Source organism: Clostridium celatum DSM 1785 (assembly GCF_000320405.1).
GTDB lineage: Bacteria > Bacillota > Clostridia > Clostridiales > Clostridiaceae > Clostridium > Clostridium celatum.
This window is the reverse complement of the sequence record NZ_KB291713.1, coordinates 17884-33969: the sequence shown is the minus strand read 5'-3', so window position 1 is coordinate 33969 and position 16086 is coordinate 17884. Positions and strand designations below refer to the sequence as shown.

Here is a 16086-nt window from a genome sequence, read left to right as displayed (position 1 = left end):
CCACGCGCGCTCCCATCTGCGCTACACCCCGAAATCATCTTGCTTAATCTCGTTTTGTCTTGCTGCATCTCGCAGCGACAAGGATTATTCTACATGATGATTTATAATCCGTCAACACTTTTTTTAAAATTTTTTAAAAAAACTTTTTACATTTCTTTTATATAAGTTATAGGTGCTTTTCCTTCTAATAACTCTATATAGCCTAAAGTCTTCATTAATCTATGTTGACAATGAGATATACTGCCTGGATTCATTAATATTAATCCATCGTATTCTTCTATCATTGGTATATGTGAATGTCCAAATACAACTATATCTACATTTAGTTCTTTTCCTCTATAATAAATAGAATTATATCCATATTTAACACCATATCTATGTCCATGACACATAAATATTCTTTTGCCACTAATTTCAACTATTCTTTCCTCTGGACTATTATTAGAAATATCACAGTTACCTTTAACAGTGTATACTTCCCCCTTAAAATCCTTGGCAATTTCTTTTATATCATTTTCCCCATCACCTAAAAACAATAAAGCATCAGCTTTTTCTATATATTCTTTAACCTTACTAATACTATTACTATTTCCATGTGAATCACTAATAACTGCAATTAACATCACATTCACCTCCCAAAATAACCACACTTTAGAAAACCAATCTCTATGCCATCTTTATCTAACAATAGCTTATAACAAAAATATTAACTTTTACAATAACTCATAGAATTATTACTAAAATAGTTATATAAAAAACAATTTATATTATCAAATTTTAGAGCACAGTTATTTACAATAATGTATTTCTAAAATAGATTTTAATTTTTCTAATGCTTTTCCTCTATGGGAAACACTATTTTTCTCTTCTGATGTAGCTTCTCCAAATGTTTTATTAAACTGCGGATAATAGAATAATGGATCATAGCCAAATCCACCTTTGGTTTTTAATTCTTCTATTATAACGCCTTCTACCTCTCCCCTAATAAGTTCTACATTTCTATTTTCGTTAACTAGAGCTATTACACAAACGAATCTTGCACTTCTATCCTTACTATCTGCATTTTTCATTTCCTTTAATAGCTTTATATTGTTTTCATAGTCATTCCCATGTTCTCCTGCATATCTTGCTGAATAAACTCCTGGTGCACCATTTAAACAATCAACTTCTAATCCAGAATCATCGGATAATACTAAGAAATCATTTTCCCCTTTTTCTTTTAGGTAATCATATATTTCAATAGCCTTTTTCCTTGCATTTTCTTCAAATGTAGTACCGTCTTCTACTACTTCTATATCAATTCCCATATCATTTAAAGAATATACTTCAAATTCTAATCCACTTAATATTTCTTTTATTTCTTTTATTTTTTTTAAGTTATTACTTGCCAACACTAATTTTTTCATTTACTTTCTCTCACCTGTTCCTATCCATAATGCATCCATTTTTAAAGCATCCTTTTGTATATGAATCATTTGCTTTATTCCCTTTTCAGCTAAATCTAATAATTCATTAAGTTCTGCTCTTGTAAATGGTGCCTCTTCTCCAGTACCTTGAATTTCTACAAACTCGCCATCATCAGTTCCTATGACATTCATATCTACTTTAGCTTTAGAATCCTCTTCATAACAAAGATCTAATAACTTTTCATCTCCAACAATTCCAACACTTGTTGCACATAAAAATTTTCTTATTGGATATACTTCAAAAGGTTTATGCTTATGAAGCTTATTCATTGCATCTACTAAAGCAACGAAAGCCCCGCAAATTGATGTGGTTCTTGTACCACCATCAGCTTGAATAACATCACAATCTATCCAAATAGTCTTTTCTCCTAAAGCCTTTAAATCTACAACTGATCTTAATGCCCTCCCTATTAATCTTTGGATTTCCATTGTTCTACCATCAACCTTTAATCTAGAAATATCCCTTGGTTTTCTAGTTGCTGTTGAACGCGGAAGCATATTATATTCTGCAGTTATCCATCCTTCTCCTGTTCCCTTTAAAAATGGTGGAACTTTCTCTTCTATAGAAGCTGTACAAATTACTTTAGTATCACCTACTTCTATTAATACTGAACCTTCTGCGTGTTTTATATAATTTCTAGTTATTTTAGCACTTCTTACTTGATCATTTTTTCTTCCGCTACTTCTCATATAATAATCCTCCAATTTATAATTTGACTAAAACTCAAAAGAAGATATCTCATCCATATTTAAAATTCTCCTTTTTTAAAAAATAATGCAACAAATTATTCATCTACTCATAATATTAATATAAGGATTAATTAAGAGGTGAAAAATTTGAGATATATTGGGCCATTTTTTAGGATGAATAGCCTTTCGCAAAAGGAAATTAATGGTCAGCTTTTTTATTTATCTAAAGAAGCTGTTAAAACTATAGTATTACACTCTAAATGTGGATTAGTTTCTCCAATTAAGAGATATAGTAAATCTTCTTCTACCGTTGATATTACCACAAATAGTAATTTTTCTCCACTATTATGTGTGTATAGAAAGGCGTCTCCAACTCTTGTTCACAGTAAAAATTCAAATGGATTTGATGAAGATTCTTTTAAAAAGGAAATTAACCCTAGTACAAATGCCTTAATGACATTGTCAATGTTAGAATTACTAGATTATTATAGGAGTTTCAAGGATATAGATAATTCTCTTTATTCTATTTATGAATTATATAAGTCTTTGTCTAAAGATCAACTAGAATTCTATTCTATAAACCTTAGAAATACAGAAGGTGTTTTTACAGAAAAGAAAAATTTACTTGAAAATAATTCAAAAAACTTTAATTTAATTGATAAAGATAAGAAATTTAAATTTTCAGATCAAGCTTTTATGATGTTAGCTTATTTTGTATACTCAAAGAAAAATAATACTGAAGAAGTTTCAAAAGCTTATTATGAATTTTCACTAGAAATACTTTCAATGTTCTCTAATTTTAAAGAAAATGTATATGAATGTTCTCTTGATGAAATTTGCAAAATATTACTAGTGTTTAATATTTTATATAGCTATGAAGAGTTGCCTGAACTTAATGCTTTGATAATTGATTTTGCCGATTATGCTATATGTAAGTTTGACGAAAAGGATTATTATATTAATTCTTTAGATGTATGCTCTTTATGCAGCATAGTTTTATCATTATCTTATAAACATACACATATTATTTCTTTTCTTGATAAATCAACAGAGATTATTGAAAGATTATATACATTATATGATGAAGATAAAGGAACTTTTTATAAACTATCTACAAAAAAAGAAATTAAATATTCTTGTACAGACATTACATTTTATTTCTTAGCTTTTGTGATTTATGGAGAAATTTCTGATACTACTTCTAAGTATAAAGATATGATTCTATCTATATATAAAAAGTTTTTAATTAATTCTAGGTTGATTCCTAGTTGGCCTTCCGCCCCTACTTTAGACGATTTTGAGCGTTATCGTGGTTTCAGTCTAAATTCTGCTGATATGATAGATGAAAGCTTCTTTAGAATGCCTGATATACCAACACCAGAAAGCACTGGAATAGCTCCTATTTTTAATAAATCATTAACTTATAACAGAAAAAAAGATACTTTTTCCTGTGACAAAGTTACCTTTGATAGTTATAAAAACTTTTTAAACTTTTATATGTTCATTCATTTTTTTAAAGATGAATATATAAAAGACATGAATTTAACACCTAATATTGATAATTCAAGATTATCTTCCATTAATATTAACGATGAAGGAAATCCTACTGATATTAATACTACAAATATTGAATCGAATGATTCTCTATCCAACAATAATGATATTTCCAGTTCAGATACGGTTAATTTAGACCCTACTGAAATTATAGATGAAAATTTAAATGATGATGATTTTTCTTCAAATAAGTAAACTTTCAAATTTCACAAAAATTCATACACTTAATTTAATTAGTTTAACTTATCTTACAAAGCAATACCATCAATAAATTTTCTTTAATTATTCATAAATAAGATATAGCTGCCGAAATTCTTCAACAGCTATATCTTATTTAGTTAGATTTCTAAAAATTATATTTCCATTGCCATCTAATAAATCATCTGTTAATTCACCATTAATTGCTATATTATCATTGTAAAATAATAAAGGTAATATTTTATAAGTATTAAATAAATCTTCTTCTATCTCTGCAAATAATTCTTCTCTTTCTTGTATAGTAACACTATTACTTATCATTTCTCTTGATTCTTCTGTAATATAACTAGATAGCGTATTTATTAATTCTTCACTATCCAAACTTGCATCTACATTTATTAATGCTATATCATAATAATTTTTTTCACTGATAGATTTCATATCTTCATCTGGCAATAAATTAACAACTAGGATTACATCTGTGTTATCATCAAACCAACTTATTAAGAAATCTGTTAAATCCTTGTTTAATAATGTTTCTTCTGCAACTAATACAACCTTACTTGGTAACTCCGCTTCTTCCTCCGTATTTATCATAACATTTCTAGTTTGAAGTTTAGTTAAATCTTCTTTATCATCTCTAAGATAACTACATTCTGCTAAATCAACAGAAATACTATTTATATTTTGATAATCTTCAATAGCCCTGTTTACCAATCTAAATAATTCTTTTTTTGAAGCAGATGTAATATTATCATTATTTATATTAAATGCTAAATATATAGCTTTACTTGATGGAATAGTAATTAACTTTCCTGCTTCCTTTAATCGTTGTAATTGACTTTTTGGTGGATCTACTACAACATCCCTACTTCCAATTTCAAAAGCAGCTAAAGCTAAATCCTCACCATTATCTTTTACTAAATGTATAGTTTTCGCTAATTCTAAATTTGACTTACTACTTCTACTCAATATAATTTCATTTTCATTTATAGAACTAATAAAATAATCACCTGAATACACTATATTATTAAAATTTGAACCCAAGTCTTCCCAAAACAATAACCCTTTTCTCACTCTATATTGTGGCTTTGAAAGTTCTACTAAAAAATTGCTATCTGGATAATTTAATTTAATTATTACACTATCTTCATTACTACTTATTGCTACTGTTTCAGAAAACAACTTATTACTATTTATATAATCTGTAACACCAAAAACATTTAATAGTGCAGATATATCTTCTTCTTCTGTAATTATCTCTCTAAATGCTAATACAATATCTTCTGGAGTAATTTTATTTCCATCACTCCAATAAACATCATCTCTTATTTTAAAGACATATTCTAGCCCATCTTCACTAATATTAACGCTCTCTGCTAATGAAGGTACTATTTCACCATCTATATCAAGTTCTACTAACCCTTTACTAACTGCACAAATTATATCTTGTTCTCTTTTATCTAAATTACCAATGGATTTTAAATTAGTTTCTATATTATTTATTGAGTAAATAACATCTGACTCATTATTAATAACTTGGTTAGGTGACCTATCTATAAAACCAAGCAAAAATAGTATAGTTATTATAGAAATTATTATTACTGCTATAGTTTTTTTCACTAAAATCCTCCTCAAACTAATATTTCTCTTATATTTTTTATTAGATATTATAGCCATTTTTTCAAGTTGTTAATCCATTTTTTGTATATTAAATACACTTTTATGTTATTTATTCATTTCCTTCCTTATTTTTTATGATATAATCATTTAAGTAAACAATTTTAAGGAGGTGCTGATATATGTCAGTTGCATTACAAGTTGTTCAAATAATATTTCAATCAGTTGCTATAATATTCATGATTTGCTTTATGTTTATTGGAATATGGTCCTTTATAATTTTTATTAAAATGTTTAAAAATCAAAGGATACAAAACTTCTTACTTGAAAAAATAAACACAAGTATATCATCACTTGAAAAATCTTATAAAAACACTAAAAACTTAGATAATGATATAAGCGTTGATACAGATTTTAATTTTGATAATTTTTTAGATGAAGATGATAATATCATTAAATTTGATGATAACGTAAAATAAATACTTAATAAAAAAATGGCAAATAGAAGTAATTACACTAGTAATTTTATACTTCACTTGCCATTTTTTATTTTTATTTAATCATTTTTTCAAACTCTTCTTCACTTAAAATAGTAACTCCTAAATCTTGAGCCTTTGTTAATTTAGAACCTGCTTCTGCTCCAGCTATAACATAATCTGTTTTCTTACTTACACTACCTGAAACCTTCGCTCCTAAAGCTTCCAATTTTGTTTTTATTTCACCTCTAGAATAATTTTCAAGTGTGCCTGTAACTACTACAGTCTTGCCATTAAAACTACTTTCAACTATTTCTTTTTCTTCAAATATTGGACTAACTCCAAGACTTAATAATTCATCAATAGTAGTTAAAACTTTTTCTTCATGGAAAAAGTCTATGACACATTTAGCTACTATATCTCCAACATCTTGCACTGATATTAATTCTTCAAATGTAGCATTTTTTAATCCTTCTATTGATTTAAACTTATTTACTAAATCTTTAGCTGTCTTAACACCAACATTAGGAATTCCAAGTGCATAAATAAATCTAAATAATTCAGGTGTTTTACTTCTTTCTACTGCATCTAAAAGATTTTGGGCTTTCTTTGGTCCAAACTTATCTAAAGTTAATAGTTCATCATAATTTAACTTATACAAATCTGCTATTGATCTTATGTCTAGTTTTTCAAATAGTTGTTCCGCTGTTTTCTCTGAAAAACCTTCTATATTCATTGCTTCTCTACATGCAAAATGAACTATACTCTTAACCATTTGTGGTTTACAAGATAAAGTATTTTCGCAGAAATAATGAGCCCCATCTAATACTAAATGACTTCCACATGCTGGACAAGTTTCTGGAACTTTAATTTCAATAGCGTTTTCCAAACTCTCCTCAACAACGCCCATTATTTCTGGAATAACATCATTTGATCTTCTAATAAATACTTCTGCACCTATCATTACACCTTTTCTCTTAATATCATCCATATTGTTAAGCGTTGCTCTCTTAACTGTAACTCCTGCAAGCTCTACTGGCTCAAGTATTGCTGTTGGTCCTACTCTACCACTTCTACCAACATTCCATTCAACATCTAAAAGCTTTGTTGTTGCTTCTTGTGCTTCAAACTTAAATGCAATAGCCCATTTAGGGAATTTAACTGTATATCCTAAAAGTTCTCTTGTTCTTATATCATCAATAGCAATTACCACTCCATCAATATCATAATTTAAATCAAATCTCATATCTTTTATTTCATTAATATAAGTTTTAACTTCCTCTAAAGTAGTAGCATATTTAATATAATCATCCATTGGAAGTCCTTTTTCTTTAATAAAACCTAACATTTCTTCATAGCTTTTAAAGTTTTGTCCTTCCTTGTATCCTACATCATAAAAGAATGCTGAAAGTCCTCTTCTAGCAGTTTCTTTTACATTTAAATTTCTCAGTGCTCCTGCTGCACCATTTCTTAAATTTTTAAGAGGTGTTTCAGATGTAGCATTGTACTTTTCAAATGCTTCAACTGTCATTATTGCTTCCCCATGAACCTCAAATACATCTCCATTTGTAGTTTTTAATGGAATCCCCTTTATAGTCTTTACTTGAGCTGTAACCTCTTCTCCTGTTTCTCCAGTTCCCCTAGTTGCAGCAGTTTCTAAAATCCCATTCTCATTATATGTTAAGTTTATTGTTAATCCATCAAATTTCTTTGTTATAACATATCTAAGAGGCGGTAATTCTTCACCTCTATTATTCATTTCATTAACAAATTTAACATTCCTATTATGCCAATCTTCTATTTCTTCAAAGCTTTGAGCTTTATCTAAACTCCAAAGTCTAGCTTTATGAGTATACTTATTAAACCCTTGAAGAACAACATCTCCAACCCTTTGAGTTGGTGAATAAGGAAGTACATATCCTGTTTCTTCTTCTAAAGTCTTTAATTCATCATATTTACTATCGTACTCTTTATCTGTTACTGATGGATTATCTAAAGAGTAATATTCATAAGCATATTTATTTAAAAGTTCAACTAATTCTTCTATACGTGCTCTCTTATCCATTTAACTACAACTCCACTCTTTGTAAATTTAAAATTATAAATGACAAATTAAAGTGTCTCATAATCAACTTCAAATTTGCCATTTACAACTCTTTACCTATACTTTATATCTTAAATAAACTACTAACTATAATAATTCTAGGTTTGCTTTTGATAATAATAACATCTTAACTCCTTGATTATTAAATGCTATTGTTAATTTCTTATCTCCATTTGAATCTGCTACTGCAACTATTGTCCCTTCTCCAAATTTATCATGCTTAACTTTTCTTCCCATAGTCGCTTCTGCTGGTGACATAGTTGTACCTATAGATGCTGAATTTGCCACTTTTGATGAACTTGCCCCACTAGCTCCTCCACCAAAATTTCTATTCTCAAAAGTTCCATAGTTACTTCTTAAGCTATGTGGATTACTTTGTGCTGGCTTAAATCTTCCATTTACAGTACTTGCACCTGAAGGCGAAGTTACATCTTTAGAATCGCCTGTCATAGTTACATATTCTCTAAGATCAGATTTAATTTCTGAAATAAAATCTGATTGAGGATAAGCTACAGTTCTACCAAATACTCTTCTAACTTCTGCTGATGTCATGAATAAAGTTTCTTTTGCCCTAGTTATACCAACATAGCAAAGTCTTCTTGATTCTTCCATTTCAGCCTCACTATTAAATGAAGCTTGCCCTGGGAATATTCCATTTTCCATTCCAACCATAAATACTACTGGGAACTCTAGTCCTTTTGCACTATGGATAGTCATTAAAACTACAGTTCCATTTTCATTTTCTTCATCATCAAGTTTATCTGTATCTTGAACAAGAGATACTTTTTCTAAATAAGCTTCTAATTGTGTTTTGTTTATATCAAAATCGGCATTTCCTGATTGTTTTTCTTTTTCATATGATTTTTCAAAATCAACGGCATCAGATACTAATTCTTTTAAGTTTTCTATTCTACTCTTATCTTCAATTTGTTTTGAGGCTTCAAGTTCTTTTATATATCCTGTATCTTCTAATATAGTTTCAATTAAATGTGATACTGGTACAGTTTCAGAAAGCATCATTAAGTTTTCCATAAGTTCCATAAACTTTTCGATACCTGCACAATTTCTTGCAGTTAAAGTTGGTATGGTTCTAACTTCAGATAAAGCATCCCATAAAGGTAATTCATAACTTTCTGCAAAATCTAATACTTTTTGAATAGTTGCATCACCAATTCCTCTCTTAGGAACGTTTATTATTCTTCTTAACGCTATACTATCTGAAGGATTTACAAGAACCTTTAAGTAACTTAACATATCTTTAATTTCTTTTCTATCATAGAACTTGGTTCCACCAACAATTTTGTATGCTACTCCTGCTCTTCTTAAACTTTCTTCAAATATACGAGATTGAGCATTAGTTCTGTAAAGTATAGCAAAATCCTTATATTGCTTATCTTGTTCTTGCTTTATCTTTTGGATTTGATTAGCTACAAAAGTACCTTCATCACCATCAGAATACGCTCTATATATCTTAATTTTATTACCTGCCTCTTGCTCTGTTCTAAGTACTTTACTCTTTCTATTTGAATTATTTACAATAACAACATTTGCAGCATCTAAAATATTTCCTTTAGATCTATAATTTTGTTCTAATTTAATTACCTTTGCATCTGGATAGTCCTTTTCAAATCCTAAGATATTCTTAATATCTGCACCTCTCCATTGGTAGATACATTGGTCATCATCCCCTACAACACATATATTACGGTGTTTTGCAGCAAGCAATCTAACAAGTTCATATTGAGCTCCATTTGTATCTTGATACTCATCTACCATAATATATTGGAATTTTCTCTGATAAAATTCTAAAGTTTCGGCATCCTTCTTAAATAATTCTACAGTTTTACAAATTAAATCGTCAAAATCTAATGCGTTATTTTCCTTTAATCTTTTTTGATACATTTTATAAACTTCAGCAATTTTCTTTTCTCTAAAGTTTGATTCATTTTCTCTATAGTAAGAATCTGCACTTTGCATATTGTCCTTTGCCTTACTTATCTTACTCATTATTTCTTGTTCTGTTATTTCTTTATCATTAATTTGAAGTAGTTTGATACACTCTTTTATAAGCGTCTTTTGATCTGTTCCATCATATATCGTAAAGTTCTTTTTATATCCAAGCTTTTCAATTTCTCTTCTTAAAATTCTTACACAAGTTGAGTGAAAAGTTGAAATCCACATATCATTAGCTCTATCACCTATAAGAGCCTGAACTCTTTCTTGCATTTCTTTTGCAGCCTTATTAGTAAAAGTTATAGCTAATATCTTGTATGGAAAGATATTTAAATCCTCTATCATATGAGCCATTCTATGAGTTAATACTCTAGTTTTCCCAGAACCAGCACCTGCTAAAATAAGTACAGGTCCCTCTACCGTTACCGCACCTTCATATTGTTCTTTATTAAGTAAAGATTTTAAATCCAAAAGAACATCCTCCCTTCAAAACATATATTACATACCTTCTTTTAAAATCGAACGTATAATCTCACTAAAAGTTATTATAGCATATATAAATAAGTTTCTACATTTTAATTTAGTTAATATACTAACTATATATAACTTTAATTGTCTAAACAAATTTGGAATTTCAGTTAAGTTCTCCTAAATAAAAGATTTAAATTCTTACTTATGTTAACTAAAAATCGCTACATAAATTTATTATTACCAAGTTTAACTTAATTAACGTAACATTTAACAAATTTATCTAAACAAAAAAAGAAACTGCAAAACAGTTTCTTAAATACTACTTTAATTTATTATTATATTTTCATTTATATATTTTTAAATAACAAAAAACGCAACCCTTGGGGCTAGGTTGCGCTTCAGCAATAAGCAATAAATAAAAAGGGGGCTATTTATTCCTTTTATTTATCCTTGCATAATAATTATAGTAGAGAACTTTTTATATTGCAATACTTTTTGAAAATTATCTTGCTTATTTTATATATTATGAATATTTTTTATTCATTTTTACTTTTAATTCGCTAAAAACTCTTTAATATTGCTAATTCTTCATCTGTAAGCTCTCTATATTCGCCTTCCTCAAGCTCTTCATCTAAAGGTAATGTTCCAAATTCTGTTCTTTTTAAGTAAACTACAGTTTTACCTACCGCTTCAAACATTCTTTTAACTTGGTGGAATTTACCTTCTTGAATAGTAACCATAACATCAGAACCTTCGTCACTTGCATTTAATATTTCAAGTTTTGCTTCTTTACAAAGGTAACCGTCATCTAAAGTTATGCCTGCTTTAAATTTTTTAACATCCTCTTCTGTAACCTTTTTATCAATTTTAGCAAAATACACCTTATCAACTTTCCATTTTGGTGAAATTAATCTATGATTTAACTCACCATCATTAGTTAATAATAGTAACCCTACTGTATCCTTATCTAATCTTCCTACCGGGAATGGTTCAAATACTTGATGTTCAACTTCAAGTAAATCTATAACAGTTTCATCCCTATTATCATAAGTTGCAGAAACTACTCCATCAGGTTTATTCATCATTAAATAAATATATTTTCTATAAAATATTTCCTCACCATTTATAACTATCTTATCATTTTCAGGATCTACTTGCATTCCGCTATCTTTTGCTAACTCTCCATTTACTTCAACTAAGCCACTTCTACAAATTTTCTTAAGTTCTTTTCTTGTACCATATCCTAAATTAGATAGTACTTTATCTAGTCTTTCCATAAAACACCTCGTAAATCTTTTATATAGCCTATTCTATTATTAATATTCCACAAATGCAAGAAAACAATAAAATGAGGCCATATCAAAATTAATTTTAATATACCCTCAATTCATATTTTATACTACTTCAAATTCAATTGTACTATAATCTTCATAAGCTATATTTTTATAAAAACTTTTACTTAATGCTAAAACTCTATACTTACCTTCTTTAAATGGAAGAAAAGTATAGTAATTTTTTCTACTATAACTTTGAGCCAATACCCAATCTCCATTAATCATTATATAAAATTCATAACAGACATCTTTTCCACCTTTAGAAGTCACCTCAAAAGTTATATCTTCTCCTATTTTTACCTTATCTGAAGAAGATTTTAAATTTGTTTCATTTACTGGTGAAACATCATGAACATAGATAGTAACTTCCTTTTTACTATCAAATTCTTCTGGTGATTTTTTATTTTTAGCATAAATAACAAAAGTATATTTTCCAGGACACTTCGGTTTTACTCTTAATGCTTTTTCTTCTATAAACCCAGTGTTTTCCACTTCATGTGTATTAATTTTAGTAACAAATTTAACTAATGTATCTTTAGTATTTTTCATTATTGCTTCAATATTAATAATATCTCCAACCAAATAATATTCTCTGCTATTTAATAATACATATTCAATATCTGCACTTACATAATCTTTTGCTTCTATATATATTGACGATGATGAATCATATTCTTTTGCTGAAAATTCATCTTTAACTTTTATTTCTACTTCATACTCACCTGGTTCTGTTGGTATAAAATCAACCCAATTATTATTACAATAATCTATAGCTTCCTTTTCTACACCATTTTTATATATTGTAAACTTATGAAGTACTTTTCTTCCTCCTTCAGTTTTAACCTTTATATTTACAGGCTTATCAACTAAACACTTTCTTCCTTTATCACAAGTTATCCCTGTTATTCTTACTGGCTTTTCACCATTCTTATAAATTTCATAATAAATATAAGCAATATCCTCATAATCTTCCTTATAAGATATATCCTTAGCTTTTAATGTTAATTTATACTTTCCTTCCTCTTTTGGCTGCCATGAAAATTCTTCTCTTCTTATATATCCACTATCATCTGAAATTGGTCCTTCTATAATATATCTGTATAATAATTCTCTTCCTCCAGTAACTTCGGCCTTTAAATTAATAAAATTTTTAGCTGCTTGTGGTGATGCTAAATCCGTAGTAAACCTTCTAATCCTAACTTCATTATAGGGCTCCACTTTATAGTGAATTAATGCCCTATCATCATATTGTTTTGTAGAAAACATATCTCTAACTAAACATAATAATTTATATTCACCAGCTTCATTCTCTTTAAATGAAACTATACTTTTAGATGAAAAATCTTGTACACAAGTTACTTTTCCATCTTTGGATATTCTTAAAAACTTATATAATAATGGTCTATTAGATGAATAAGTAGCTTCTACTCTAAATACCAATTCTTCATTAATAAGCATTGCATTAGTAAGGCATGAAAAATTTTTTATTTCTATTTCATCCAAATTCTTAACTTGAATTTTTATAGTAGTAAAATCATCAACATTTTTATCTGAAGATACTTTTTTGCACTCTATTAATATTTCAACATTTCCACTTTCTTTTGCCGTAAATACAAAGCTTTTTTCTGTAGTATAATCTCTTAATATCTCCCAATCTTGTTTCCCCTTTATCCAAAATCTATATAATACTAACTCTTCTTCAACTACTACATCAATGTTTACTTTTTCTCCAACAACAACTTTATATTTATCGACATTAACTTCTTTAATTAAGTTTTTATTTTCTATTATTTCGTATTCCGCTCTACCTAAATAATCATAAAAATTTTTACAGTTACTAGACTTACCTTGAACCATTATCATATACTTACCTGGTCTTTTTGGTCTCCAAGTACATATATTATTTTTCTCAAAATCTCTTATTGGCGTCCAAACTCCATCTAATCCTTCTATAAATTTGTACTCTATATCATCTTTAGCACTTAAAAATGCAGCTATATTTATATCTTCATTTAAATTACTAGGACTTTTATTGTCAAAATCAATCAAAACCTCTTTCATAGTATATCCCACCCCACTTCAGCATATCTCTAATATGTATCTATTCTTTTAATAATTATTTTTACTAAAACCCCTCTGATTTTCTTTACATAATTTTCTATATATATTATACTATTTCAAATCTAAAATAAAAGTTGAATTTTGTCATTCGAATATAAAAAAAAGAATAAACTATAGATATTTTTCTACAGCTTATTCTAAAATTTTATTTTTAACTAAATATAGTAGATTTTTTTGTAATCTTCTATCATCTTCTACAGAACGTTTTTTAGCATTTGGAGTTTTACCTCCACTTCTTCTAATTTTTTGTGATAAATGTCTTTGTTCAAGCATTGCTCCAATATTATCATCAGTATAAATATATCCCTTTGGATTTATTACACTTGCTTTTTTCCCTAAACAAATAGCAGCAACTCCATAGTCTTGAGATACAACAATATCTCCTTCCCTACATTCATTTGCTACCTTCATATCTACACTTTGAAATCCACTATCAACAACCTTAACCTCACCATAATCTACAATTATAAAATGATGAATATCACAATAAATTATAAGTTCTAACCCATACTCTTTTGCTATATTTTTAATAATGGAGATACCTGGGCAGGCATCTCCATCAACAATAATCTTAACTGACACTCTAAATTTTAACTTAGCTAATGAAAGTTACAACACAACTTTGTAGTGTTGTTTCCTTCTATTTTAATCTTGCTTCTAATTCAGCTTTTAATTCTTCAAATCCTGGCTTACCAAGTAAAGCAAACATATTTTTCTTGTATGCTTCAACACCTGGTTGATCAAATGGATTAACTCCTAGTAAGTATCCACTAATTGCACAAGCCTTTTCGAAGAAGTAAACTAATTGACCAAAGTAGTATGGGCTTAACTCTGGAATATTTAATATCATATTAGGAACTCCACCATCACAGTGAGCTAATAATGTTCCATTGAAAGCTTGCTTATTAACGAAATCAACAGTCTTACCAGCTAAGAAGTTTAATCCATCAACATTTCCTTCAGCTTCTTCAATAACTATTTCTTTAGTAGCTTTTTCTACATTAAGAACTGTTTCGAACATTATTCTAGTACCATCTTGAATAAATTGTCCCATTGAGTGTAAATCAGTTGAAAAATCTACTGCAGCTGGGAATATACCCTTTTGATCTTTACCTTCTGATTCACCATATAATTGCTTCCACCATTCGTTGAAGTAGTGAAGTGCTGGTTCATAGTTAACCATAACTTCAACTTTCTTACCTTTATTGTATAAAGCATTTCTCATAGCAGCATATTGATAACATTCATTTTCTTTTAATGAAGGGTTAGAGTATTTTTCTCTTGCATCAGCAGCCCCTTGCATCATTTCATCAATGCTAATTCCTGCTACTGCAATTGGTAATAAACCAACAGCTGTTAAAACTGAGAATCTTCCACCTACATCGTCTGGAACTACGAAAGTTTCATAACCCATAGTATCAGCTAATCCTTTTAATGCTCCTCTTTCTTTATCTGTAGTAGCAAATATTCTTTCTTTTGCTCCTTCTACTCCATATTTCTTTTCCATGAAGTCTTTGAACATTCTAAAAGCTATTGCAGGTTCAGTAGTTGTACCTGATTTAGATATAACATTAACAGAAACATCTAATCCTTCGATAGCTTCAAATAAATCTGTAATATATGTTGAACTTATGTTATTTCCAACAAAGAATATTTTAGGAGTTTTTCTCTTATTATTTGGTAACATGTTATAGAAGTTGTTAGTTAACATTTCTATAGCAGCTCTAGCTCCTAAATATGAACCACCTATACCAATAACTATTAATACATCTGAATTTGATTTAATCTTTTCAGCAGCTACTTTAATTCTTTCAAATTCTTCCTTATCGTAATTTACAGGTAAATCTAACCATCCTAAAAAATCATTTCCTGCTCCAGTTTTTTCATGAACTGTATCATGAGCATATTTAACCATGCCTTCCATCATATCTAACTCTGTTAAAGATGCATATGGTTGTAATTTTGTTAAGTCTAAGCTTAAGCCATTTCTCATTTTTTTACCTCCATTATTATTGGGAATTTTATCATTTCTAATTATATCATAAATGTTTATTTACTAACAATTTTAAGATAACTATTATTAAAACTTTTTAAGTAAT

12 protein-coding genes are annotated in these 16086 nt (G+C 28.3%); 2 read left to right on the top strand and 10 right to left on the bottom strand.

Annotated features, from left to right (window positions below; translation table 11 throughout):
* Positions 1–146: 146 nt before the first annotated feature.
* The 3 genes from HMPREF0216_RS15005 to rph all read right to left on the bottom strand — a co-directional run bounded on the left by HMPREF0216_RS15005 (position 147) and on the right by rph (position 2156).
* The gene (locus HMPREF0216_RS15005; protein WP_040420207.1) at positions 147–623 is read right to left on the bottom strand and encodes a metallophosphoesterase; all 477 of its coding nucleotides are present in this window, start codon (positions 621–623) and stop codon (positions 147–149) included.
* A gap of 165 nt (positions 624–788) precedes the next feature.
* A complete protein-coding gene (locus HMPREF0216_RS15000) occupies positions 789–1406 on the bottom strand; it encodes an XTP/dITP diphosphatase (RefSeq protein ID WP_005216029.1) in 618 nt (205 codons plus the stop codon).
* The gene (gene rph / locus HMPREF0216_RS14995) at positions 1407–2156 is read right to left on the bottom strand and encodes a ribonuclease PH (RefSeq protein WP_005216026.1); all 750 of its coding nucleotides are present in this window, start codon (positions 2154–2156) and stop codon (positions 1407–1409) included. It lies immediately after the preceding gene.
* 138 nt (positions 2157–2294) lie between these two features.
* Here rph and HMPREF0216_RS14990 point away from each other — a divergent pair, with 138 nt between their 5' ends.
* Positions 2295–3905 carry a hypothetical protein gene (locus HMPREF0216_RS14990; RefSeq protein ID WP_423219178.1) on the top strand — a complete coding sequence of 537 codons (1611 nt, stop codon included), beginning with the start codon at positions 2295–2297 and terminating at the stop codon, positions 3903–3905.
* Positions 3906–4040: 135 nt separating this feature from the next.
* On the opposite strand, the gene HMPREF0216_RS14985 is transcribed toward HMPREF0216_RS14990, so the two are convergent.
* Positions 4041–5531 (bottom strand): ABC transporter substrate-binding protein, encoded by a 1491-nt coding sequence (locus HMPREF0216_RS14985; protein ID WP_040420205.1) that lies wholly within the window; start codon positions 5529–5531, stop codon positions 4041–4043.
* 179 nt (positions 5532–5710) lie between these two features.
* Here HMPREF0216_RS14985 and HMPREF0216_RS14980 point away from each other — a divergent pair, with 179 nt between their 5' ends.
* Positions 5711–6007, top strand: coding sequence for a DUF6709 family protein (locus HMPREF0216_RS14980; protein WP_005216021.1), 297 nt, complete (start codon positions 5711–5713; stop codon positions 6005–6007).
* A gap of 73 nt (positions 6008–6080) precedes the next feature.
* Here the strand turns inward: HMPREF0216_RS14980 and ligA are convergent, their stop codons facing one another.
* From ligA to HMPREF0216_RS14950, 6 genes are all read right to left on the bottom strand, one after another.
* A complete protein-coding gene (gene ligA / locus HMPREF0216_RS14975; protein ID WP_005216020.1) occupies positions 6081–8069 on the bottom strand; it encodes an NAD-dependent DNA ligase LigA in 1989 nt (662 codons plus the stop codon).
* Between the two features lie 126 nt (positions 8070–8195).
* Positions 8196–10532, bottom strand: a complete 2337-nt coding sequence (gene pcrA / locus HMPREF0216_RS14970; RefSeq protein WP_005216018.1) for a DNA helicase PcrA — start codon at positions 10530–10532, stop codon at positions 8196–8198.
* A 560-nt stretch (positions 10533–11092) separates the two neighbouring features.
* Positions 11093–11809, bottom strand: a complete 717-nt coding sequence (locus tag HMPREF0216_RS14965) for a pseudouridine synthase (RefSeq protein WP_005216016.1) — start codon at positions 11807–11809, stop codon at positions 11093–11095.
* 117 nt (positions 11810–11926) lie between these two features.
* Positions 11927–13927 (bottom strand): triple tyrosine motif-containing protein, encoded by a 2001-nt coding sequence (locus tag HMPREF0216_RS14960; RefSeq protein ID WP_005216015.1) that lies wholly within the window; start codon positions 13925–13927, stop codon positions 11927–11929.
* Between the two features lie 192 nt (positions 13928–14119).
* Positions 14120–14569: a YaiI/YqxD family protein gene (locus tag HMPREF0216_RS14955; protein ID WP_005216014.1), complete on the bottom strand. Its 450-nt coding sequence runs from the start codon at positions 14567–14569 to the stop codon at positions 14120–14122.
* 58 nt (positions 14570–14627) lie between these two features.
* The gene (locus HMPREF0216_RS14950) at positions 14628–15980 is read right to left on the bottom strand and encodes a glucose-6-phosphate isomerase (protein ID WP_005216013.1); all 1353 of its coding nucleotides are present in this window, start codon (positions 15978–15980) and stop codon (positions 14628–14630) included.
* Positions 15981–16086: the final 106 nt, after the last annotated feature.